Source organism: Pseudoalteromonas sp. B131b, from assembly GCF_037162545.1.
In the GTDB taxonomy this organism is placed as follows: Bacteria; Pseudomonadota; Gammaproteobacteria; order Enterobacterales; family Alteromonadaceae; genus Pseudoalteromonas; species Pseudoalteromonas fuliginea.
In genome coordinates this window covers 2,301,903-2,324,830 of record NZ_JARLUZ010000001.1, presented here as the reverse complement: position 1 = coordinate 2,324,830, position 22,928 = coordinate 2,301,903, and the positions used below count along the sequence as shown (strand labels likewise).

General features: G+C 38.1%; 14 protein-coding genes, 3 tRNA genes and 3 pseudogenes. 4 read left to right on the top strand and 16 right to left on the bottom strand.

Annotation, left to right across the window (positions count from 1 at the left end):
* Positions 1-55 precede the first annotated feature (55 nt).
* The 3 genes and pseudogenes from P4S65_RS10735 to P4S65_RS10725 all read left to right on the top strand — a co-directional run bounded on the left by P4S65_RS10735 (position 56) and on the right by P4S65_RS10725 (position 2,455).
* Positions 56-613 carry a GNAT family N-acetyltransferase gene (locus P4S65_RS10735; RefSeq protein ID WP_096792788.1) on the top strand — a complete coding sequence of 186 codons (558 nt, stop codon included), beginning with the start codon at positions 56-58 and terminating at the stop codon, positions 611-613.
* A gap of 81 nt (positions 614-694) precedes the next feature.
* Positions 695-1,161 (top strand): annotated as a pseudogene (locus P4S65_RS10730) (OsmC family protein).
* A 554-nt stretch (positions 1,162-1,715) separates the two neighbouring features.
* Positions 1,716-2,455: pseudogene (locus P4S65_RS10725) on the top strand (FadR/GntR family transcriptional regulator).
* Between the two features lie 276 nt (positions 2,456-2,731).
* Here P4S65_RS10725 and P4S65_RS10720 read toward each other — a convergent pair.
* From P4S65_RS10720 to P4S65_RS10670, 11 genes and pseudogenes are all read right to left on the bottom strand, one after another.
* Positions 2,732-5,770: a TonB-dependent receptor gene (locus tag P4S65_RS10720; RefSeq protein WP_337120130.1), complete on the bottom strand. Its 3,039-nt coding sequence runs from the start codon at positions 5,768-5,770 to the stop codon at positions 2,732-2,734.
* Positions 5,771-6,156: 386 nt separating this feature from the next.
* Positions 6,157-8,889: a poly(beta-D-mannuronate) lyase gene (locus P4S65_RS10715; protein ID WP_337120129.1), complete on the bottom strand. Its 2,733-nt coding sequence runs from the start codon at positions 8,887-8,889 to the stop codon at positions 6,157-6,159.
* Positions 8,890-9,351: 462 nt separating this feature from the next.
* Positions 9,352-10,314: a class 1 fructose-bisphosphatase gene (locus P4S65_RS10710; RefSeq protein ID WP_024598713.1), complete on the bottom strand. Its 963-nt coding sequence runs from the start codon at positions 10,312-10,314 to the stop codon at positions 9,352-9,354.
* Positions 10,311-11,393, bottom strand: coding sequence for a class II fructose-bisphosphate aldolase (gene fbaA / locus P4S65_RS10705; protein ID WP_290192681.1), 1,083 nt, complete (start codon positions 11,391-11,393; stop codon positions 10,311-10,313). The genes P4S65_RS10710 and fbaA overlap by 4 nt, the downstream gene beginning before the upstream one ends.
* Positions 11,394-11,407: 14 nt before the next feature.
* Entirely contained in the window at positions 11,408-12,025 is a 618-nt protein-coding gene (eda, locus tag P4S65_RS10700) for a bifunctional 4-hydroxy-2-oxoglutarate aldolase/2-dehydro-3-deoxy-phosphogluconate aldolase (RefSeq protein WP_337120128.1), read from the bottom strand.
* A 230-nt stretch (positions 12,026-12,255) separates the two neighbouring features.
* Positions 12,256-13,188, bottom strand: a complete 933-nt coding sequence (locus tag P4S65_RS10695) for a sugar kinase (protein WP_170072885.1) — start codon at positions 13,186-13,188, stop codon at positions 12,256-12,258.
* Positions 13,189-13,262: 74 nt separating this feature from the next.
* Positions 13,263-14,570 carry an MFS transporter gene (locus tag P4S65_RS10690; protein WP_007585328.1) on the bottom strand — a complete coding sequence of 436 codons (1,308 nt, stop codon included), beginning with the start codon at positions 14,568-14,570 and terminating at the stop codon, positions 13,263-13,265.
* Positions 14,571-14,572: 2 nt separating this feature from the next.
* Positions 14,573-14,917, bottom strand: a complete 345-nt coding sequence (locus P4S65_RS10685; protein WP_002962963.1) for a cupin domain-containing protein — start codon at positions 14,915-14,917, stop codon at positions 14,573-14,575.
* A gap of 5 nt (positions 14,918-14,922) precedes the next feature.
* A pseudogene (locus P4S65_RS10680) lies at positions 14,923-17,131 on the bottom strand (heparinase II/III domain-containing protein).
* A 5-nt stretch (positions 17,132-17,136) separates the two neighbouring features.
* Positions 17,137-19,395, bottom strand: a complete 2,259-nt coding sequence (locus P4S65_RS10675; protein ID WP_337120127.1) for a polysaccharide lyase 6 family protein — start codon at positions 19,393-19,395, stop codon at positions 17,137-17,139.
* Positions 19,396-19,543: 148 nt separating this feature from the next.
* Positions 19,544-20,422, bottom strand: coding sequence for an NAD(P)-dependent oxidoreductase (locus P4S65_RS10670; RefSeq protein ID WP_337120126.1), 879 nt, complete (start codon positions 20,420-20,422; stop codon positions 19,544-19,546).
* 674 nt (positions 20,423-21,096) lie between these two features.
* Between P4S65_RS10670 and gloA the strand changes: the two genes are divergently transcribed.
* Positions 21,097-21,486 (top strand): lactoylglutathione lyase, encoded by a 390-nt coding sequence (gene gloA, locus P4S65_RS10665; RefSeq protein WP_033028800.1) that lies wholly within the window; start codon positions 21,097-21,099, stop codon positions 21,484-21,486.
* Positions 21,487-21,774: 288 nt separating this feature from the next.
* On the opposite strand, the gene P4S65_RS10660 is transcribed toward gloA, so the two are convergent.
* The 5 genes from P4S65_RS10660 to P4S65_RS10640 all read right to left on the bottom strand — a co-directional run bounded on the left by P4S65_RS10660 (position 21,775) and on the right by P4S65_RS10640 (position 22,871).
* On the bottom strand, positions 21,775-22,041 hold the full coding sequence (locus P4S65_RS10660) for a DksA/TraR family C4-type zinc finger protein (RefSeq protein WP_008137432.1): 267 nt from the start codon (positions 22,039-22,041) through the stop codon (positions 21,775-21,777).
* Between the two features lie 52 nt (positions 22,042-22,093).
* Positions 22,094-22,336: a hypothetical protein gene (locus P4S65_RS10655; RefSeq protein WP_337120125.1), complete on the bottom strand. Its 243-nt coding sequence runs from the start codon at positions 22,334-22,336 to the stop codon at positions 22,094-22,096.
* Between the two features lie 34 nt (positions 22,337-22,370).
* Positions 22,371-22,446: transfer RNA gene (locus P4S65_RS10650), tRNA-Glu, on the bottom strand.
* A 183-nt stretch (positions 22,447-22,629) separates the two neighbouring features.
* Positions 22,630-22,705, bottom strand: a tRNA-Glu gene (locus P4S65_RS10645).
* A gap of 90 nt (positions 22,706-22,795) precedes the next feature.
* Positions 22,796-22,871: transfer RNA gene (locus tag P4S65_RS10640), tRNA-Glu, on the bottom strand.
* Positions 22,872-22,928: the final 57 nt, after the last annotated feature.

Below are 22,928 nucleotides of genomic sequence, written 5' to 3'. Positions count from 1 at the left end.
TGAGCGCAGCATCAACAGATACATGTGCAATTAATTTATTATAAAAGGAATTTAGATGGTATTTCCATCACTTGAAACTGATCGGCTATTACTCACAGAGCTTCGTGTTGAAGATGAAGCTGAGTTGTTCAATTTATTTTCTAACCCATCTGTAATCGAATACTATGATTTAAATGTTTTTCGTGAACACAATCAAGCTGCTAATTTGATTAACCTTTTTAATGAAAGATACCACGAACAGCAAGGCATCAGATGGGCCATCCGATTAAAACCAACAGGACAATTGATAGGCACTTGCGGGTTTAATTCGTGGAACAGTAAAATGCGTAATGCTGTAATTGGTTACGAGCTACACCCTCAATTTTGGCGATGTGGCTATACTGTGGAAGCAGTCCGCGCAATTGTTGATGCTGGTTTTTCTGGAATATTAGCTTGTGGGAAGTTAAACCGAATTCAGGCTGATACGATACCTGAAAATATCGCATCTGAATCATTATTGTTGCGGCTTGGATTTAAAGAAGAAGGACTTCGACGTGAGTGTGGGTTTTGGAAAAATAAATTTCATGACCTCAAGTGCTTCGGCTTACTCCGTTCAGAGTTCAGTCCTATATAAATATGTTTACAATTTTTATTCACAAGACGTTGAGGCTATTTAAGTTATCCCTTAGGCTACGTCCATCAACATGGAGTGTATATGTCAGAATATTTTGCCAAAATTAATTGGGTAAGAGAAAATAATGAAAGTTATATTGATAATAAATATAGCCGTGGGCATAAATGGATTTTCGATGGCGGTCAAACCGTACTAGCTTCATCTTCCCCTCATGTTGTTCCATTACCTTATTCAATTGAAAAAAATGTCGATCCCGAAGAGGCTTTTGTTGCATCACTTTCTAGTTGCCACATGTTATTCTTTTTATCTATTGCCGCCAAAAAAAGTATGTAGTTGACTCATATGTAGACGAGGCAGTTGGTATTATGGAAAAAGATAGTGATGGTAAAATTTCAATGACTAAAGTCACACTTAAACCACATGTTCAGTTTTCAGGCGATAAGAAACCAACAATGGAGCAACTTGAGAAAATGCATCATCAATCCCATGAACAATGTTTTATAGCTAATTCCGTAAAAACTGAAGTTGTTACGGAAATTTCAGTTTAACTAGTAAGTTTAGATACTACCGACAACTCATGACTCTTTTTAGTCGTTTTAACTGTCGGGTTAATGAGTTTATCCACTGCTATTTTGAGACTATGCACTGGCCTGTAATCACTGAAACATGCATATTTTCGCATTTTATCGTGCTAACTTCGCCTTGAGTAAAAATGCTGTTAAAGTTTACAAAGTAGCCTGTGTAGTATTAACCAGCTTATATAAAACACTGATGAGTATTGTACTCACCATACACCCTCTTGCCTGTAAGCAAGATTGTTGTCGGATTATACGATTTATGTGAATTTAAAGACAAAACGCCATAAAATAAAGTTTTATCAATAACAAAAAATCGTAAATTAGCTTATGCTCTGTTTTAAAAGAAAAATAAGATAATTCCTTGGCTTACAGTTAAACTAATACTTATTATTTTGACTACTAAAATTTCGTATTTATAATAAAAATTAATTATGCCAAGTTTTAACTGTGTTTCTTTACGTTGTAAGCAGCATAAAATTTGAGTTTAAAGTTAACAAAACCTCCCCACTTTGAGAGATTAAGTAATGCAAAATGTTAAAAAGCGCAGACGTTTCTGGATGGTTGTAGAAAAACTAGAAGCCTTAATTGATCAAGGTATTTATCCAGTAGGTGGCCGTTTGCCTGCAGAGCGTGAAATGGCAGAAGTTTACGATGTTAGTCGCCCTACTATTCGTGAAGCTATTATTGCGCTGGAAGTTAGAAAGCGCGTTGAAGTAAAAACTGGATCGGGTGTATTTGTTACTAGTAGCAAAAAAACAGCGTCTTTAACTCCCCAATAAGTGCATTTGAACTAACTCAGGCACGCGCATTAGTCGAATCGGAAGCTGCAGCTCTAGCGGCCTCTAAAATTTTAGATAGTGAGCTACAAGCACTTAAGCAAACACTAATAGACATGGAATTTTCTGACAAAGCTGATGAAGCAGATCAACTTTTCCATGAAATTATCGCACAAGCAACTCGTAATAAAGCGCTAGCACTCACCATTAATAACTTTTGGAAGTTACGACGCTCAGAACCACAAATATTATTAGCTCACCAAGGTGTTTGTTCGCAAAATATAAATCAGCGTTTGGCTGAACACACCACTATCTATGATGCAATAGCTGATCGAAACCCATCCGCCGCAAGAAAGGCGATGCATAATCACTTTAATAGATTGATCAATGCATTATTTGAAGCAAGTGAAGCTAAAGCATTGGAAGAAGTAAGACGAAAAACAGATGAAACTCGTGGGCTTTATTCAATTTCTCACTTAACTAAATAACCTGAACTCTGAATAATACCAACTTGCATAAATATTTGAGCAAGTTAACGAATTAAATTGCGCTATAACGTCGTTAAAAGTTTTTCATTTAGAACAAGATACAAAAATCTTGCCTAGTTCAGCGTAATTTTTTAACGTTAAATAGACCCATATATAAGCAGATTGGTATAATAAATCTCTTAACCAGAGTTCAGCTTAGTTAATACACAAACTCACTTAGCTTTAGAATGATAAAAATAGAAAAAAGGCGGTAAACCGCCTTTTTTATTTCTAACTTTATAGTTTAAAGCTCATGCCTAAGAATAAACGTGGGCCATAATCATTCACTTCACCTAAATTATCTTCAACAAAGAAGTCTTGTGATTTAGGTGCACTAAATAAGTTAATTGCCTCAGCTTTGATTCTAAAGTGCTCATTGATTTTATACGATGCACGCATTTCCCACACACCTACAGCGTCAACATAGCGTAAACGGGTACCATTACTTGTATAAGGTTGGAAATACTCACTACGGTATTTGTAAATAACCGCAGTATCGAAGTCGCCAATTTGGTAGTAAAGTTGACTACTAAATACATGCTTAGAAAAACCAGGAACTGAACCTGGCTCAACAATACCTTCGGTTAATTGTGTTGTATTACCATCAAGGTCAGTAGTGAATGTATCACCGTATAAGCTATCTTCAAATTCAAAATCAGTGTCAGCGAAGTTATAACCAAACTTTACACCTAAGCCATTATCCCAGCGGTAAGAAAACGAAGCTTCAAGACCGACTATTTCGCTGTCATCGTCTGATGTAACAGAGTTAGTAATAGGCAGAGATATACTTTCGCCATCTATTATAAACTCTTCTAAAATAGTTTGTTTTTCAAAACCACCTTGGAACTGTTTGTAATATAGACTAAACGCTACAATCGAATCTTCATTCGGATACCATTCCACCGCCGCATCATAGTTCCATGACATTAATGGCTGAGTGGCAGGGTTACCAGAACCGTTTACACCTACGACTAAATCAGAAAGTGAAGTGGCTGCACCATCATCGTTACTGTTCGTTGAAAATTCACGGTTAAAGCTCAAATCTGACGGGTCTGCACGAGACATACCACGGTAAATACCCGCACGCAATAATATATCTTCGCTATAATCTACAACTAAGTTAAAGCTAGGCAAATATTTGGTATAACTAGAGCCGCTTTGAATTTTATCAAGTGTTGTAGAATCTGATACCAATTCAAGAAATCCAGTGTCTGCATCCGTACCAACAGAATAATCTGTTCTGAAGCCAACAGATGTTACTTCAGTATCTACTACACGAAGACCAAAGTTACCACGTATAAATTTACCAAACATCTCTGTATCGTAACTAGCCATTAAATACGCTGAAGTGGTTTTTTCCGTTACATCGACAGTACCAGTATTTTGGTATTCAACGTCAGGATAGGCGAACACACCGTTGTAATCGGCATCAGTTGCTGCAACTGCTTGCGAAAAACAGACGTTGTCGTAGGTTGCCCACGAAGCACCTGTACCTGAACCAATAACGTTACCATCACTATCAACATTGGTTACAATGTTGCCATCAGACACGCTTGATAAAAAGTCTGATTCAGGGAAGTCTATTTGACAGCCTTGCAGAATTTCAAGTGCCGTATCGTCACCTACAGTGTATTCGTTTCTTGAACCATTACCTTGGCTGCCACCGAATTGTATGAAAGAAAGCTCAGATGTTCTGATACCCCCTTCAATTTTAGTGAACATGCCACTATCTAATTCATAATCAAAATCTAAACGCGCTGATTTTATTACATTTTCGCGAACATTCTCACGATCTAAACGTGTTCTTAAACTGTCAGTAAAATTAGAAATATCTGTAACATTAAAATCCGTTAATGTGAAATGAGGAATTTCATCGCCCAAATCCCAAGAGAAAAAATTACGATCCGATGTTCTACCGCGGTTTGAAATTTGTAGTTCTTCACGATCTGTTTTTGAATACGCTAAATCAAGATTAACCGTTAATCGGTCAGTTACATTATGTTCAATGTTTAAACCATAACCTTGGTAGTTCTCTTCACGAGAAAATTGCTCACCCGCTGACTCAATGCGCTCCTCGCCTTCCCAATGTAAAATACCACCTACATCGTTAGTAACAAGTGTGGGGCCAGTAATACCTGGTGTTGCGCGTTTTTGTAAAAAAATTAAATCGTGGCGAGCTTCTTTTTGTGTCCTGTCTGAAATTTGCGTATCAAAATTAATATCCCACGCATCTGAAGGCTGGTATTGCAATGCAAAAAATACTGCGTCACGCTCATCCGATGTTTCATTTTGACGAAAACTGCGACTACTGCCAGTCCACGCATAAGGCGTACCATCACTTTTTGCTTTGCCGGTTTCAGAATCAATATCTGTATCGTAACCTTGGTTACTACCGCCACTAACTTGATCTTCACAGTCACCTGCGCTGCTACGATAAAAACCTTCATTGGTATTGTTAGGATCGTTTAAACACGCCCATAATGAAGAGCCTGACGGGCTTGAGCTTCTATATTCAGCTTCTGGTTGACTAATATCTTGACGCTGTACACCAAAAGACACACCAACGGCTTGGCCGTTATCAAATTCAAACTGGTCCACATAACTAAACGTACCACGATAACCTAAATCGCTTTGTAATGAGTTTTCTACATTACTTTCATCAGGGTTATAGTTTAATTTAACTTCCCCTGATACGCGTTGCTTACCAAAATCAAGAGGGGTTACGGTTTCAAGAGCAATAACACCTGCAACACCACCTTCAATCATTGATGCATCTTGCGTTTTATAGATAGCTACTTTTTTTACGAGCTCTGATGGAAACTGTGAAAAGTTAACTGAGCGGTCACCACCGCCATTGGTTGCTTCACGCCCATTGATATGAGTAGCACTTAAAAATGGTCCAAGACCACGAATAGTAATCTCTGTTGCGCCACCATTTTCACGGTGAGATGCAGCACCTGTAATTGATTCCAGCGCTTCACCGATAGACAGTGCAGGTAAATCACCAATGTCTTCTGATGAAAGGCCATCAACTACAGTGGTAGACTCACGTTTAATAGCAATCTGATCTTGTATTGTTTTACGTGTACCTGTAACGCTAATGATTTCAACATCAGGTTCAACCTCAGTAACCTTTTTTTCAGCTTCCTGAGCTTGCGCAGTAAGTGCACAAGAACCAGCCATACCAGCAATTACCGCTGTTCTTACCCATTTTGCTATTGGACTTAGTACAAATGGTCCCGCTATCGAATTATTATTTTCTGACTTCAACGACATTAAAATTCTCCGTTGGTTGTTGTAGTGTGTTTTAGTTATGTGTCGCTTGTTATGCTTGTGTAGATAGAATGTGAATCCTGTATTTAATATACTCAACTGAAGTCACTTGATCAACCAATTTAACACTTAAATATTACCAGCGTTAAGACCAATTCTATTTTATAGGCATTACCAAGGGGTAAAATAGGTTGTTGATACAAGTATTACGAATAAAATATTTGCTTATAAACGCAACATGCGTCTGGGCGTGTCTATCTATTGGGAGTCAATTTACCTACTGCGCAGATTTGAGGGGTGTATTTGGGAGAAAATAAAAAGCCCCAAAATTGGGGCTAAAAAATTAGTAAGTTTTTAATCAAAACACCGATTAAACGTTTTACTACAAATTAATCGTTTTGTATTTTCCAAGTAGATCCAACACCCACTTCTGAAGTTTGAATATAATGAAGGCCCCTAGCACCAGCCAAAACCTGCGCACCAGTTGGCGATGTTTCTATTAGCGTACTTGTTGCTGTAACATACTCTAGCACTTCTTTATTATTAGTTGCTGGGTCTTGGTCAATTGCACCATCAGTATCGAATGCGCCATTACCGTTTAGTTTTCTAATTTCAACCCAGTCACCGCTTGCATCGCCTGATACTCGACTATCCATATAACCAAAGTTGTTACTTAGCACCGAACTATCATGATTAATTAAGTCACAGTCATATTCAAAAGCATGGTCACTATCAAGTGTATTTGGGTAAAATAAGCCTTGAGTTGTAGCACTGCTATTTATTGTGTCCTCGTCTGTTTGATCACCTAAACCATTAGCGATTAAATTACCATTAAAGGTTATTTTAAATGCGTTTTTAGTTAAACCATAAAGCACTGGTGTATCAGCGGCTGTTAGATCATGACAGTCACTAACGGGGGCACGCGAACCTATTTCAGTACTAAATACGATAGGTTGCTGCGAGTTCAAAACCGTATTGTTTGTTACATTTAGTGTAAAGTCGCCGGCACTATCAAGCACTGCCTGATTACCTGACTTTGGTACACCACCATCATCTTGCGAAAATGGGTTAGCTGTAAATACAATACCGCCCGCTTCTTTATTACCAGAACGAATACCTGCAATGTAGTTGTTACTTACGGTGTGACCAAGTGGTGTAATTAATATACCCGCTGGGCGATCATCAGAGCTTGCAATATCGGTAGTTCGAATAATAACGTTATCTGTAACACTGTTGAAGCCACCATCTTCTAGTGAAATACCACCATTAGGATTTACGATTGTATTGCCTTTGATGGTTGCACCAGAAGTTTGTACACGCATTAAACGACGACCCGTTACAAAGTTTTCTACGCGGTTATACTGAATAGTAAAGTTTGCATTATCAGCTGCACCGCTACCCGTTGTGCTACCTGCATTGATTAAATATAAACTTGATTGACCAAAGTTTGGATTATCACTGTCGCTAAATAAATTATATTGAATAACGTGATCAGAGCTTGATGATGATATTTTTATCACAGACCCTTTTTCTGCTACATTTCGATTAGAGAATGTATTTCGCTCAACCAACGCGCTTTGACCTTTTATCATCAGCCAATGGTATTCAGAGTTATTGAGTGTAGCTTCTTCTCCATCCATCGTGTTTTGCGAAAAAGTAAAGTTATCCCCTTCTGAGTAAATAACAGCACCTTCTTCGGTTTCACAAAATGCACCCGCTTTAGTATCTATATTCTTAAAGGTAAGCCCTGTTAATCCAGCGCCATCTACTCCAGCAGCTACATGCACACATACTTCACCGCTAAGTACAGGAGTTTGACCTTCTACAGCGCGAAGCGTTACTGCACTGGTTAATAAAACTGCGTCCATATCAGCATAAACACCCGTGTTTAAGCCAATAACATCACCGTCAGCTAAACCGCCACTTATAGCACCAAGGAGTGCTTCAGGGTTACTAACTAATTGAGTGTAAACCAGTGTATCAAGTGAGTTTGTAACCTCACTCGCAAAGCCATCATTATCTGTATACGTGGCTTTTACTGACATTATTGAGCCAGCGTAATCAGAAGGCGTAAATGTTTTACTATTGCTCTCTGCTATTTCAACACCATCAGCAGACCAAATATAAGTAACGTTAGCCTCTTCAACGCCATTGTTATCAGTTATCTCAGCGGTTAACTCGCCATTTGTTAAATAAGGCGCTACGCCCATAATTGCGACGCTACCGGCTTCGTCAACCGCAACAGCAGAAACAGCAATTGTTTCCTCAGACGTATTATCCTCGATAAATCCATTATCATCTGTATAAGCAACTTGAACACTTATCTTTTGACCTAAAAGTGATGCATCAACTGTAAAGGTACTTTCTGTCTCGCCAACTATCTCTTGTGCATCAGCAAGCCACTGATAAGTTATATCTCCGGTTGCTCCATCGGTATCTGCAATTTCTGCTGTTAATGTATTGCCAACAGTTGGCGTGCCACTAATTGTAACTTGGCCTTCTGAATTTGTTCGTGCTACAACTTGTGTTCCAGTAGATGTAACAGATTCAGCAAACCCGCGGCTATCTTCAAAAGATGCACTAACTGTAATAACTGTACCAAACTGTGCGTCTGTTAACGTGAGCGTTGAAAGTGCTTCATCTGCAATCTCTACGTCATCAGCAAACCATTTATAAGTTACTGTATCGCCATCAAAACCATTTTCGTCAGCTACATTGGCAGTTAGTTGCGAACCAACTAGCGCGTCACCCGTAATGGTTAAGCTTGCAGGGAATGCAATTGCGGCAACATCTGCGGTTGGTTCTGTAATATGTGATTCATTAATACCGCCATCATCGGTATAAAGCCCTTGAACAGTAATTGGTAAGCCTATCTGATCGTCAGTCAGTGTAAATGAAGCGCTATTTGCACCTGCAATTGCCTCACCATCTGCATACCAATAGTAACTCACGTCACCTGAGATGCCATCAGGGTCACTAACTTCTGCCGTTAATGTTTGTCCGCTTGTAACTGTTCCACTAAGAGCAATAGAGCCCAAGTTGTTGTCATTATTGTTTGAGTTTGTGTCACAACCAACTATTGCTGCTGCAATAGCGCATAGCGCAAAATGTTTTAATTTCATGGTGGCTCTATTCTCCAAATTTATGGTTTTACTATTTGGTTATCTATTGTGTGTGTTACCAAATAATTCACGTGTGCATTACCAAATTTATTTGAGTTGCAAATAAATTGTTAACCAACTTGGTAATATAACCATAATAAAATAACTTTTTCCACTACACCCACCCAAATAAATAACAATAAATAAACATAAAGTTAACCGCACACTGTTTCCCTAGTAAAAAATTGAATTCAATCATGTATAATTACTGCGAAAAAACATAACTTTAGAGCAAAAAAATTGTTTTTACATGAGGTTAAGTAAATCAGATTTATCTAATATATATAAAGTATTCTTATTTGAAGACTATAAGAAAATTAAGAAATGAAGTGAGTTTGTATAGAAAGGATTATTTACAGAGAGAATGAAAAATAAGAGTAAAAAAGGGGCTATTTTTTTGCCCCTTTTTTATTAAGTACTGTTTTATAAAATAGCGTTATTATAAAACTCTACAGGCTCATTTGAGCCCAAAGCAACAGGCACGCGTTGATGCAAGCTCGTTGGCGCAATATCTAAAATACGCGTTCCTCTAGAAGTTGCTTTACCACCTGCGTTTTCAACTAAAAGTGCTAGTGGGTTTGCTTCATAAAGCAGTCTTATTTTTCCGTTATCGTTACCACTGCGTTTATCTTGTGGGTACAAAAATAAGCCACCTCGGCATAAAATACGATGAACGTCGCCTACCATCGCTGCATTCCAGCGCATTGAGCTTTTTTCAAAGCTTTCACAGGTGTATAGCAATTTATCAAAATACACTTGAGTTGGTTCGTCCCAATAACGGTAGTTAGCCATATTAACGGCAAATTCGCGACTTTGCTCAGGCACATTCAATTGCTTATTTGTTAGTAAGTAACCGCCATGTGTTGAGTCTAATGTATAGCAACGTGTTGGACCGCCAGTACTCATTACAAGTAATGATGAAGGGCCATATAAAACATAACCCGCACATACTTGATTTACACCAGGCTGACTAAATTGCTCGTCGCTGTCGAAGGCAACATCATCACGGGCTAAGTAAATAGTAAATATAGTGCCTATTTGACCATTAACATCAATATTAGAAGAGCCATCTAATGGGTCAAAGGCAACAATAAACTTACCTTCAGGATGACCACCTACTGCATGATCTTCTTCTTCTGATGCAACTGAGCGTACGCTGCTATCGTCAAGTAGTATGTCTTTAAGTAGTTGGTTTGCGATTACATCCAACTTTTTTTGAACTTCACCCTGAACATTTTCGTTAAGGGTTGAGCCTAAAACACCGGCTAATTCACCCTGACTTACTCGAAAAGCAATTTCTTTACTAGTCGCTAAAATTGTGCGAATAAGTAAAATAAGATCGGTATCTACACCGTCTTCTTTCAATACTGTATTTAATCTTTTCATGCGCTATACCTATTTACACAATTTAGATCGTCAAAGCATTGCTCTAGTCTTGCAACCATACTTTGCTCTGAATGACGCAGCCATACGCGAGGGTCGTAATATTTTTTGTTTGGCTTATCTTCCCCATCAGGGTTACCAATTTGCTCTTGTAGGTATGCTTGGTTATCTTTGTAGTAATCTAAAATACCTGTCCAACACGCCCACTGCGTATCGGTATCAATATTCATCTTAACTACGCCATAGGTTAAAGACTCTGCAATTTTATTGTACTCAGAACCACTACCACCATGAAACACAAAATTAATTGAGTTGCTTGGTAGATTAAATTTCTCTGATACGTAAGCTTGTGAATCTCTTAAAATAGTGGGTGTAAGAACAACGTTACCCGGCTTATATACACCGTGAACATTGCCAAAAGACGCTGCAATTATAAAGTTAGGGCTAATACGACTTAAACGTTCGTAAGCAAATGCAACATCTTCAGGCTGAGTGTATAAAGAAGAGCTGTCTAGGTGTGAGTTATCAACACCGTCTTCTTCGCCGCCCGTACAGCCAAGCTCAATTTCAAGCGTCATACCTATTTTTGCCATACGCGTTAAGTAACGTTCACAAATTTCAATATTTTCTTCTAAAGACTCTTCGGAAAGATCAATCATATGCGAGCTAAACAGTGGTTTGCCAGTCAGTTCAAAGTGTCTTTCACCTTCATCAAGCAAACCATCAATCCAAGGTAGTAGCTTTTTAGCTGCATGATCAGTATGAAGCATCACTGCTACTTCATAATGTGCTGCCACTGAATGTACATATCTTGCAGCACTTACCGCCCCAAGCACTGCTGATTGTTGCTCTGGTAAAGATAAGCTTTTACCACAAAAAAATTGAGCTCCACCATTAGAAAGCTGAATAATAACGGGCGAGTTTTTCTTTTTAGCAGCTTCTAGCGTCGCATTTATAGATGTTGTACTAACAACATTTACCGCTGGCAAAGCATATTGATTAGTACGCGCATGCTCATACACAGCACTTACTTCATCGCCAACGATTACGCCTGGCAGTATTGTTGGGGCTAAATAATTCATTTATGCAATCCTTTCTATTTTAAAGCCTGGATACAAGAATCGGTAATTGCTTGCCAGTTTTCTTGCTCAACCCATTCTTTCTTCGCTATCCAAGTACCGCCAACGGCGAATACATTATTTAAAGAAAGATAGTCCATTTTGTTACTTTCGCTAACACCGCCTGTAGGGCAAAAGCTGACTGCTCTAAATACTGACGATACAGCTGATACAAAAGGTGCTCCACCGGCTAGCGATGCCGGGAATAATTTTTGCTCTTCAAAGCCATATTCAAGCGCCATTAAAATATCACCTGTGTTTGATACACCAGGAAGTACCGGTACATTACATTTAGCAAGTGCGGCAAGTAATACAGGAGACACAGCTGGCGTTACAATAAAGTCAGAACCCGCTTCAAGTGCTTGCTCTAAAATGTCAGTATTTATTACCGTACCCGCACCTACTTTTAGCTCAGGCACTTGTGCCTTAATAGCTTTTAATGCTTCTAAAGAAGCTTCTGTTCTTAGCACTACTTCAACTAAAGTAAGGCCGGCGTTAGCCATAGCTTTCGCTATTTGAACACCTTGCTCTGGCGTATCAGCTTGAATTATAGGTAGCAGTGTTTGTCCTGACATAAGTTCAGAAAAGCGAGTCATAACGTTGTTCCTTTATAAAAAAGTAATGCGGCCGAGGTATGGCGGCCTTTAATGTTAAATTATTTTGTTATACCAATTGCATTAAATTAATGAGCTATTATAGCGACAAGAAAATAGCTCAATAACAAGGCTAAAATTATGATACATAGTTGTTCTATATAAATAATTTTTAACGTAGTTAGTGAGTTATTTAATACGCTAAGGTGATCATGTTTTTAATAAAATTGGTATCAGATCCCAGCTTTAACCATTGCTAGCTGAAATATATCTTTTGGAGCAATAGCGCCTGGCTGTTGTATAACAGCACCTGCTGCTTTTGCAGCAAGTTGTACAGCACTTGAAATTGATTTATCAGATAAACGAGCACCTAAATAAACACCGTTAAAAGCATCGCCTGCTGATGTAGTATCTACAACATTTGTTACCGGTATTATAGTGTGGCTTTGAAGGGTCTCGCCCTCTTTTGTCACTACCGATTCAGGGCCATTTTTAACAACAATTTCTTCAATTTGATAAGGTTTTAAGTATTCAACAACCGCTTCTACGCTATGTACGTCATAAAGTGTTGTTAAATCTTCAACGCCAGGTAGGGTAATATCTGCAAGCGTAAAGGCTAAATGATATTGCTCTTTAGTTTCCTCCACACTATTCCACAAACGTGCTCGGTAGTTAGGATCAAAAACTATTTTAACCCCAGCATCTTTAAGCTGCTTTACAACTTTCCAAAATTGCTCGCGTGCACTTTCTTCAATTATTGCTAATGAAATTCCTGAAAAGAAAAACATATCACCTTGGCTAAGCTGCTCGAGTGCATCAGCATCTAAAAAATCAACAACCTTTTTAGCTGCAGAATCATTACGCCAATAAATAAAGCTACGCTCACCATGCTCATCGGTTTCTATGTAATACATGCCAGGTACTTTGGTATCGTGAGCAAATACAAGTTGCGTATTTATTTGTTCACTCTCAAAGCGTTCTAGCATTTTTTTACTTAAATTATCTTGACCTAAAGCCGTAACAACCGAAGTAGTAACCTGCGGGAAGCAACGTTTTAAATACACTGCAGAATTATAAACATCGCCTGCAAATGATTGGTGTAGTGTTGCCGCGCTCATAGCCCTAAGCTCGACCATGCATTCACCGATAAAGTAAATATTTTTCATCTTGGAAGTTACCCTATGTAGTTAACTGCTATGCACTTATACAAAATATGTTGGCACAGCAGTTATTATCTAGATTATTGAGGCTTTTTAAGAGGTTCTATTTTTGGAATTAAAATCCAAACAGCTGCCATTGCTATAATGGCTAAAGAAGCACCAATAACAAATGCTGGTGTATAGTTACCATCAGCAGTAAGAATAGGCACAAGCGATGTAAGGCCTACAGCACCAAGTTTTGCCGCCATACCAGAGAAACCTGATAATGTACCTACAGCTTTTTTGCCTAACAAATCACTTGGTAGTGTTTGCACGTTACCAATTGCAGTTTGAAAACCAAATAATATAACAGCCATAATTAGTACCGCTGTCGTTGGTCCGCCTGGATTTGCCATTGCAAGTAACGCAGGTAACATAATTAAACAGCCCAGCGTTATAGTTAGCTTACGTGTTTTATCTGTGTTCCATCCGGCTTTAAGTCGATTTTGTGCCAGTAAGCCACCAAACCATGCACCAAACATAGCGCCAACATAAGGAACCCAACCGTATATACCAATAGACTTAACATCCATGCCATACACTTCGTTCAAGTAAATAGGTATCCAAAAAACAAATAACCACCAAATAGGGTCAATCGCAGCAGAGGCTATAATTACACCCCAGCTTTGCTTACGAGAAAGTAGCTCAGCCGTTGAAGGATTATATTCTTCTTCGTCTTCGCCTGTTACATCGCCATTATCATCAACACGTCTTTGACCTGTTAAGATATATTCACGTTCTTCGGCAGTAAGCCAAGGGTGAGAGCTAGGCGGCGCTTTAACTAAAATTAACCATGGCACTAACCAAAGAAAACCTAATACACCAACAAAAACAAACACCATTTGCCAGCTAAAGTAGATAGTTAAGTATGCAATTAAAGGAATAGCAATAATACCGCCGATAGCAGCGCCAGAGTTAAAAATACCCTGTGCTAATGCACGCTCTTTAGTTGGAAACCATTCAGCATTACCTTTAGCTGCGCCCGGCCAGTTACCAGCTTCGGCTACACCTAAGATTGCGCGAAAAATACTAAGGCTAAGTACACCTTGTGCAAATGCATGGGCAACGGTTGCAATAGACCAAACACCTATCGATAAAACAAAACCGAAGCGTGTTCCCACCCAGTCAAATATTTTACCAAATATGGCTTGACCAAATGCATAAGCAAATACAAACACAATTGAAATATTAGCGTATATTTGTTTGCGTTCTAGCGCTGATTCATCAGGAAATAAATCTTCAACAATGTCCGGCCAAAGCACACTAAGTGCTTGACGGTCGATATAGTTAATAATGGTAGCTAGCGCAATTAGCGCTATAACCCACCAACGTAAGCCTTTAAGTTGCATAATTAATCCTCAAGAAAGTCTTCACGCGCTGGGCTAAAGGTATCAATCAGGATTCCGCCTGTTGGGCAGGTAGCTCCATGATCAGCAAATGGTGGGATTAAGCAGCTATCACCCGGTTTTAAGATTTTAGTTACGCCATCAATGTTAAAGTGAAACTCACCTTCAACAACATACGTTACTTGAGAATGTCTGTGAGCATGGTTATAACCAATAGCCCCTTTCTCAAACCAAATTTTAACAGCCATTAGCTCTTCGTTATAACCTAGCATTTGACGTTTTAGACCATTTCCTAAATCTTCAATTTCAGTCTCGTTGCCAAATGAAAAGTTTGCGCTTTGCTTTTGCATCCTATTTACTCCTGATTATTGTTCATCATATAAACGGCTAATCGGCCATTTAAAGTGAACTCTTTATTTTGATAATTGAATGTGTTTTTAGCTGATGTTGGTGCTTTATTAATAGCCACTAAATATGACTTGCCTTTAATATCAAGTTCAACAAGTGTTAAATCGCCCTGCTGACTATATTCAAGCTTTGTAACTCTACTAACAGCTTCTAAGGTATATTCTTTACTTGGATTGTATTCACCGTGAGGCTCTAATACAGATATAAATTTATGATGCTTTTGACCCTCAACACGACGAATAAAACCGTTTTCGTTGCGTAAGTTAAAATCAGGGTCGTTTGCGCCTATTTGAGTAAACAAGAAAGACTCATCACCTTTAACCAAACTCGTTTGCGTATAAAAGCGACCATTTTCGTTTAACCACGTTATTTTAGCTAAACCACTTTGAGGTTGCGCTTGAGCTTTAAGCCATAGATGCTGGTAGCCATTTTTAGTACCTAATGCAGCGAGTTGTGTTGCATTCGCTTTTAGCTCAAAGCTAGTATCTATAAGCTGACCTTTATAATGCAAAGGCAAATCAAGCTGATGTGCTTTATTTGCTGCAACATCAAATATATCAAGTGCAACTGTGCTTTGTAGTTCAGGTAAGTTAATAAGTGCAAGCGTACGCTCAAGATCAACGCCTTTATAAGCTGTGCTTATTTCGCCGCTTGAAACCGTGCCGTATTCATTCGTTTCGAAAAAGTTAAGTGTAGGGTAATTACTATTTCCTACTTCAACATTTGCATTAAAATGCGTTGTTTCGTCAACCACTACCGTATTGTGCGCAACAGTGTGTTTAGCGTAAGTTTCGTTTTCAGGTAAATAACGACCGCCGTATTTAGCTTCTACATTTAAAAAACGTGCTGCGCCATAATCAGAGACAATTTCATTACCGTGGTCGTAAAATTGCCATGTTAGTTTATCAAAATGACCGTGACCTAAGCCTTGTGCAGCAGGTTTAAATAGTAGAGCTTGATCGCCACCTACCTGCGTTCTCATTACAACTAGAGCACCTTGTTTACCGTCATTACCATCGCCGAAGGCAACAGATTTAAACGAATAAGGTTTTGCCATGTTGTTATCAAGTGCTTGAGCTACTTTTAGTCCATCACCAGAGAGAATTATTTGGTCTTGTTGCTTAGCAATATCTAAATAACCCGCATCGTTAGTTAAGCCATATGCTGCCGTTACACCATTAACTAACTCAATAGTATCGATACCTTTACTTTTTATTGCATCGTTAATTGGGAAAAACAAACCGTTGTAGCTAAGTTGAATAGTTGTATCAATCGCTTTTAATAATATGCCATCGCGATATTCAAAGATTTTTCGTTGTGGTTCGTTGTTTTCAATCGCTTTAGCAAACGTTACAAAGGGTAATAGTGCAAAGCGTTGATAGTAAGGACCTTCGTTATAGTAACCTTGTGGTGAAAACAGCATCTCTAGCTGCTTAATAAAGCCACCTTTACCCGACTTTTCTAAATCGTATAATGATTTTTCTACCCACTCAGGTTCACCTAATACATACCCTGCCATGCCAACACCCGCTGTTGCCCATGTTCCATGGTTATGTACTTTATTAAATGTAGAGGGTTGGCCTACTGATGTGAACAACGAAACAGGACGTAGTAAGTCATCCTCGATTGTTTTAATGTTATCGGCATTTAACGAGTCATGAATTAGATCATAAGCTTGTATTGTGTACACAAGCCACATTGCTTCATTAAGACTTTGCCAAAAAACTTACCTGGATTTTGCGAGTCCATTTTACGTTTTGGATGCAGACCAAGCGTTGGATATAATTTTGCATACTCAAGTAACATATCACGTACATAGTTTGCGTATTTATCATCTTGGCTTAATTGATAAATGATGCCTGCGTTATACATAAGCTGATAATTTTTTTGTGGCGTTCATGTGTATAACCACCACCACCATCTTTTGGTACAGGTACCGCAATTGGTTGAGCTATTTGTTCGTCTACTTGCGCTTTTAATAGCTCAAACGCAGTAGAAAATTTACCTTCGCTGCCTATTGCTTGGCGCATATGACTTACGTCATCAGTAGTAATTACTAAGTTTGGGTGCGCTGCATGCGCACCCAATGATGTAAGTAATGTAAGTGCTGCTACAGCCGCTATTTTAAAACCTGTTTGGCATTTTAATAAGTACATAGTATTTACCCTGCCTTATTTAAAATGTTGTTATTTTTTAATACTGCTGTATGTGGGCCTTTAACTCTTAGTTCTTTAACACTTGGTGCTTTAGTTGCATCAAATGTATTGTCTGAGATTTCAGTTTTAGGCTCGCCTACTGTGTGCTCTACAACAATAGGAGCAGATTTAACAAATTTATTATCTTTGATATTAGTAACCTGAACACCGTGAACATAAATGCTCGCTTGCTCTTTGTTACGCTTACCAAGGCCAACGTTATTAAGCGTGTTATTTGTCATTTCAAAATGAGGGCCAAATGTACTTTCATCAGTACCACCACGGTAAAGCTTAAGTACACCACCTTGCACATCATTAAATGTATTATTATTTACAATAACGTATTCCGCGTTATAAACACCTAAGTCTTCAATTTCAGTATTTAGACGTAAAATGTCACCTGTTACTGTATTAAAGGTATTACCTGTAATAATAATTTCGTCAGCCATTGCACCTTTACCAGTGATAAAGAAATGGAATGAATGATTAATATCTAAAGCATTTAACTCTGAGTTGGTCATTACAAAGCGGTAATTATCAACCATACCCCATTTTTGCGTACGAACAATGCTGTTACCTATTGCATCTGGCGCGTTTTCACCTGAAATAGATAAACCATCTAGTTTTAAGCTGCCGCCATCATGTATTTCAAACAAGGTAGAGCGTTGAAAAGTAAGTTTAGACTTGCCTTTTTGCTTTGCTTTAATTGTTAGCGTTTTATCAATTTTAACCAGTTTAGAAACATCATACTGGCCAGGCGCTAGCTCTAGAACATCACCCGACTCGGCATTATCAATAGCGTCTAGTAATGCACTTACATCAGCTTTAACAGAATGTGTCTTACCAGAATCAAAATCAACTAAAGCAGGTACTTTTGCATACCAGCTAACACCGGTATCTTCTTTTTTAAGTACTTTTAAATCGCGCTTTGCACCTACATTTAAACTTTTAGATGTTGGGTAAAGTAGACCATTACTTGCTTTTTTAAGCGTAATTTTTTCTTTTTTTACACCGTACGTTAGCTCAGAAAGTACTTTTGTATCAGCAATGTTGTTACTTAGTACCAGCCCGCTTACATCATCAAATGTTGTAAATGGCTGTTCACCATCTTGATTTATGATTAAGTTGTTTTTCATTACGCTATCTTTAGGTGCAGCGCTACGCTCAGCATCGCTACCAGCGGCAAGTTGAATATGACGCACATTTATAAATGTGTTGTTTTCAATTGTCGCATTTTCAACTTGGTGATAACGATTTATAGATGAATTTGGTACGCCGTTCATCACAGTAAAGCCACTGCCAAAACGATACCCTGTTAGACCTTGTAGGTAGTTATTTCTAACAATTTGGTCTTTATTGATAACGCGAATACCACCTGTGTGGTCAACTCCATTACCAATAAAAATATTTTCTTCTATAAGGTTACCGTTACCATGGCGCAGCGTTAATGTACCGCGCGCTTCATAAAATACGTTATTACGAAGGATGTTTTTACCTGACTTAACCGACACAATTTCTACTTCACCATTAGTGCGTTCAAAATAGTTATTTTCTACCAATGTATGTGAATCAGTTAATGAGTAATGGCTGGTGCCAATACGCAGGGTTTCACCACCGTTCGAACCAAAAGTTGGACGGTAGCCAAAATAGTTGTTGTCTATGCGGTGATAGTTTTCCTGACTTGCTTGAGTGTTTAAACGAACAGCAACTGTCACACCTTTATTTCGTTTGCCAACTAAATGGCTATGATCAAAGCGGTTATGTTGTCCATATAATGCAACCCAATAATCAGACTCTCGTTTGTCTGGATTACTGTAATTATCGATTACTGTTTGAGTAACTCGTGAATTGTAGGCTAATTCATTTTTATTTTTACGAAACTCTATTACAGCTGAGCTCGGTGTATAGCCGTCTTTGAATACTAAACCTGAAGCTTCAAGGTATTTACCTGCAAGTCTTAGGTTAGATTGACCCGATAAAATTACTTTACCGTTAGTTTCAGCGGTCAATAAAATAGGAGAGTTTTTTGTGCCTTGGCCTTCAAGTAGGATTTCGAAGTCAGACCAAGTACCATTTTTAAGTACTACTTTGTCGCCAGCAACTAGATTGGCTGCGATATCATTAAAAGCTTGTTTACTTTCTATAAAATAATCTTTGGCCGCTATTTGTGTGGATATGCAACCGATGAGAACTAGACTAAGCTTTATTGTATTAATCAAACGCATAGTTAACTCTTTTTCGTTGTGACTGAAAGTAATGCTTCATCAGAATTTAAAAAAGCTGACATTGCACAAAGACTTTAGTCAATTGGTGTCATGTGTGTTAAAGCGCTTTAAGCTAAAAACTTAAAGCGCTCAATAAGGTCGAGAAGTATTACTTTTCTAACTTTTTGAAGTAATCAAAAATTTCAGGAACGTTACCTTGACCCATACCAGCGTCAAACGCTGCTTGTAGGTTAGCTGATGAACCTTCAGCGATTTTTGATTCAGTACCTAGGTCTTCTACCATTTGTAGGAAGTAGCCTAAATCTTTGTTTGCATTAGCAATTGAGAAACCAAGGTCGCTAACATTATCAACTGCATAGTTTTTACAAAATTGCATAAACGGTGAGTTAGATGGACCAGTCGACATGATGTCGAAAAGTTGTTGACGGTCAACACCAGCAAGCTCTGCCACTGCAAATGCTTGTGACATAGCACAAACTGTCGTCATGCCCATAAAGTTGTTGATTAGCTTAGTTGTATGGCCTGCACCTAGCTCGCCAAGATGGAAAACGTTTTCACCTTGATCTTCCAGTACTGGTTTAACTTTATTGAATGTATCAATATCACCTGCAGCCATAATGTTTAAAAGACCGTCTTTAGCATGTGCTGGTGTACGACCTAGTGGCGCGTCGATCATGCCTGCGCCTTTAGCTGCTAAATCAGCACCAATTTTTTTCGTAGATGATGGGATAGAAGTACCAAAATCAACTAATACTGCACCTTCTTTAATGCCCGCTAGGATACCGTCTTCTGCGTAAACAATTTTTTCTACAACGGCAGACGTTGTAAGACAAAACATAACAATATCAGAACCTTCAGCTAGCTCTTTTGCAGTGCTTGCTGTTTTTGTACCTCGAGCAACACATGCTGCAACCGCATCTTTACTAAGGTCCATAACAATTAGCTCATAGCCTTTGTTTTGTAAATTTTCGGCCATATTGCCGCCCATAAGGCCTAGACCAATGAAACCAATAACAGGTTTTGACATGAATAACTCCTAGATATGATGGCGCAAACTTTTATGAGTATGAGTAATGATTTACCCCATAAAATAGGTACGCTCTGTCTTTATTTTAATTCAGTAGAGTAACCCTTAGTAAGCTAATGAAATAAACCATCTATGTTCTGCAATTTTGCTATATAAAATAACTCTACCTATAAATAAGTTGTCTTATTTGGCTGAAACATTACTGGTTATATATTAACTACGACTAAGTATTACTCTGATAATTTACCAACATATTTAACCTCCTGAAAACAGAGGTTACCAATTGGTATGCAAAAACTTTATTACCATACAGTAATTTTGTCAACCAATAAGTTAACTTTGTAAAACATGTCAATTTACAATGCATTAAACCAAAAACAACTAAGTTACTTAATAACAACAACTTGGTTAATAAAAACCATATTTCAAGCAATAATTTCCAATAAATATTTAAATGTTTTCATAACCATTCACAGGTTGACCAATAATCAAACTTTCACTGTTAAACTTGTTATATTAGACAAAAATAAAGTAAATCAATAAATAAATGTTGTAACAGGATTAGCTCAACCGATTTTATTTGCCTAGCTTGCCTTCATCTATTGCAAAAGCGCATAAAGCTCATACACTGTGCAGTAAATAACAGCTTAATAAATGAAACTAAGGTAGTAAAAATGCGCTTATTACATACTATGCTGCGTGTAGCCGATTTGAATAAATCAATTGCTTTTTATACTGAAATACTAGGTATGAAGGAATTACGCAGAGCCGATAACAGTGAATACAGATACACGCTTGCTTTTGTTGGATATGGCGATGAAGTAGATAACACAGTGTTAGAACTAACTTATAACTGGGACGAAGATAGCTACGACCTTGGTAATGGATATGGCCATATTGCTATTGAGTTTGATGATATTTACAAAGCATGTGCTGATATTAAAGCTGCCGGTGGCAATGTAAGCCGTGAACCTGGGCCTGTAAAAGGTGGTACTACTGAAATTGCTTTTGTAAAAGACCCTGATGGTTATGCAATTGAGTTAATTCAGAAAAAATATGAGTGAATCTTAAATTACCTACCAACTAATTCAAGTTATAACAATTTGCTTAATGCTAGTCTGCTTATATATGGGGTCTATTTAACGTTAAGAAAATTACGCTAGAACTAGGCAAAAATTTTTGTATCTAGTTGTTCTAAATGAAAATTTTCAACGACGTTATAGTGCAATTTAATTCGTTAAATTGATCAAAGATTTATGCTGGTTGGTATAACTATGGAGGGATTTAATTTTATAAATTTTCAAATACTTATTTAGATTAGTATTAAATAAAAGGTGCTTTTCAGCACCTTTTTAACGCAACTGACTATCTTTACTGCCACGTCTATTAAACGATTTAGCGCTAGTATCATTACCTTCTATTGCAGCTTGGCATGCAACACAATAACGCACTCCAGGTAACGCGAGCCTTCGTGCTTGTGGGATTTTCTCATCACACTCATCACATAGCTCTGCACTTGCGCCAGATATTAAATTGCTTCTTGCAAACTGCACGGCGTCGTTAACACTTGCATCAATCTGATCTTGAATTGCACCGTCTCGTGCCCATCCACTTGCCATAAATCCTCCTAATAAAGTTGGATGTTTAAATTTATGCTACCAAATTGAATCTTTATAAGTACTGAATATTTTTGGATTTTTGGATTTTTGGATTTTTGGATTTTTGGATTTTTGGATTTTTGGATTTTTGGATTTTTGGATTTTTGGATTTTTGGATTTTTGGATTTTTGGATTTTTGGATTTTTGGATTTTTGGATTTTTGGATTTTTGGATTTTTGGATTTTTGGATTTTTGGATTTTTGGATTTTTGGATTTTTGGATTTTTGGATTTTTGGATTTTTGGATTTTTCAACACTAATAACACTTCACTTCCCTATTAAATAAGTAAGTGGCGTCCCCAAGGGGATTCGAACCCCTGTTACCGCCGTGAAAGGGCGGTGTCCTAGGCCTCTAGACGATGGGGACACATAAATGTGTCACTAGGACAACTGAATAGTTTAACTCGTTACAGGCGAGTTTTCTTAATAACACTACACTTCCCTATTAAAAATAAGTAAGTGGCGTCCCCAAGAGATTAGTACTCTTGATAACGTCGTGCATAGAGAGTGCGGTGTCACACTGCTTTACACAATGCTTAAAATAAGTAAGTGGCGTCCCCAAGGGGATTCGAACCCCTGTTACCGCCGTGAAAGGGCGGTGTCCTAGGCCTCTAGACGATGGGGACACATAAATGTGTCACTAGGACAACTGAATTTTTAGACTCGTTTCAGGCGAGCTTTAATAACACTTCACTTCCCTATTAAAAATAAGTAAGTGGCGTCCCCAAGGGGATTCGAACCCCTGTTACCGCCGTGAAAGGGCGGTGTCCTAGGCCTCTAGACGATGGGGACACATAAATGTGTCACTAGGACAACTGATTTTTTAGACTCGTTTCAGGCGAGCTTTCT

Bases quoted from the DNA above. Each gene is read 5' to 3' on its own strand.
- P4S65_RS10675 (WP_337120127.1), bottom strand. From the start codon at position 19,395: ATGCGTTTGATTAATACAATAAAGCTTAGTCTAGTTCTCATCGGTTGC.
- P4S65_RS10685 (WP_002962963.1), bottom strand. From the start codon at position 14,917: ATGCAAAAGCAAAGCGCAAACTTTTCATTTGGCAACGAGACTGAAATT.
- P4S65_RS10715 (WP_337120129.1), bottom strand. From the start codon at position 8,889: ATGAAATTAAAACATTTTGCGCTATGCGCTATTGCAGCAGCAATAGTT.
- fbaA (WP_290192681.1), bottom strand. From the start codon at position 11,393: ATGAATTATTTAGCCCCAACAATACTGCCAGGCGTAATCGTTGGCGAT.
- eda (WP_337120128.1), bottom strand. From the start codon at position 12,025: ATGACTCGCTTTTCTGAACTTATGTCAGGACAAACACTGCTACCTATA.
- P4S65_RS10695 (WP_170072885.1), bottom strand. From the start codon at position 13,188: ATGAAAAATATTTACTTTATCGGTGAATGCATGGTCGAGCTTAGGGCT.
- P4S65_RS10720 (WP_337120130.1), bottom strand. From the start codon at position 5,770: ATGTCGTTGAAGTCAGAAAATAATAATTCGATAGCGGGACCATTTGTA.
- gloA (WP_033028800.1), top strand. From the start codon at position 21,097: ATGCGCTTATTACATACTATGCTGCGTGTAGCCGATTTGAATAAATCA.
- P4S65_RS10660 (WP_008137432.1), bottom strand. From the start codon at position 22,041: ATGGCAAGTGGATGGGCACGAGACGGTGCAATTCAAGATCAGATTGAT.
- P4S65_RS10710 (WP_024598713.1), bottom strand. From the start codon at position 10,314: ATGAAAAGATTAAATACAGTATTGAAAGAAGACGGTGTAGATACCGAT.
- P4S65_RS10690 (WP_007585328.1), bottom strand. From the start codon at position 14,570: ATGCAACTTAAAGGCTTACGTTGGTGGGTTATAGCGCTAATTGCGCTA.
- P4S65_RS10670 (WP_337120126.1), bottom strand. From the start codon at position 20,422: ATGTCAAAACCTGTTATTGGTTTCATTGGTCTAGGCCTTATGGGCGGC.
- P4S65_RS10735 (WP_096792788.1), top strand. From the start codon at position 56: ATGGTATTTCCATCACTTGAAACTGATCGGCTATTACTCACAGAGCTT.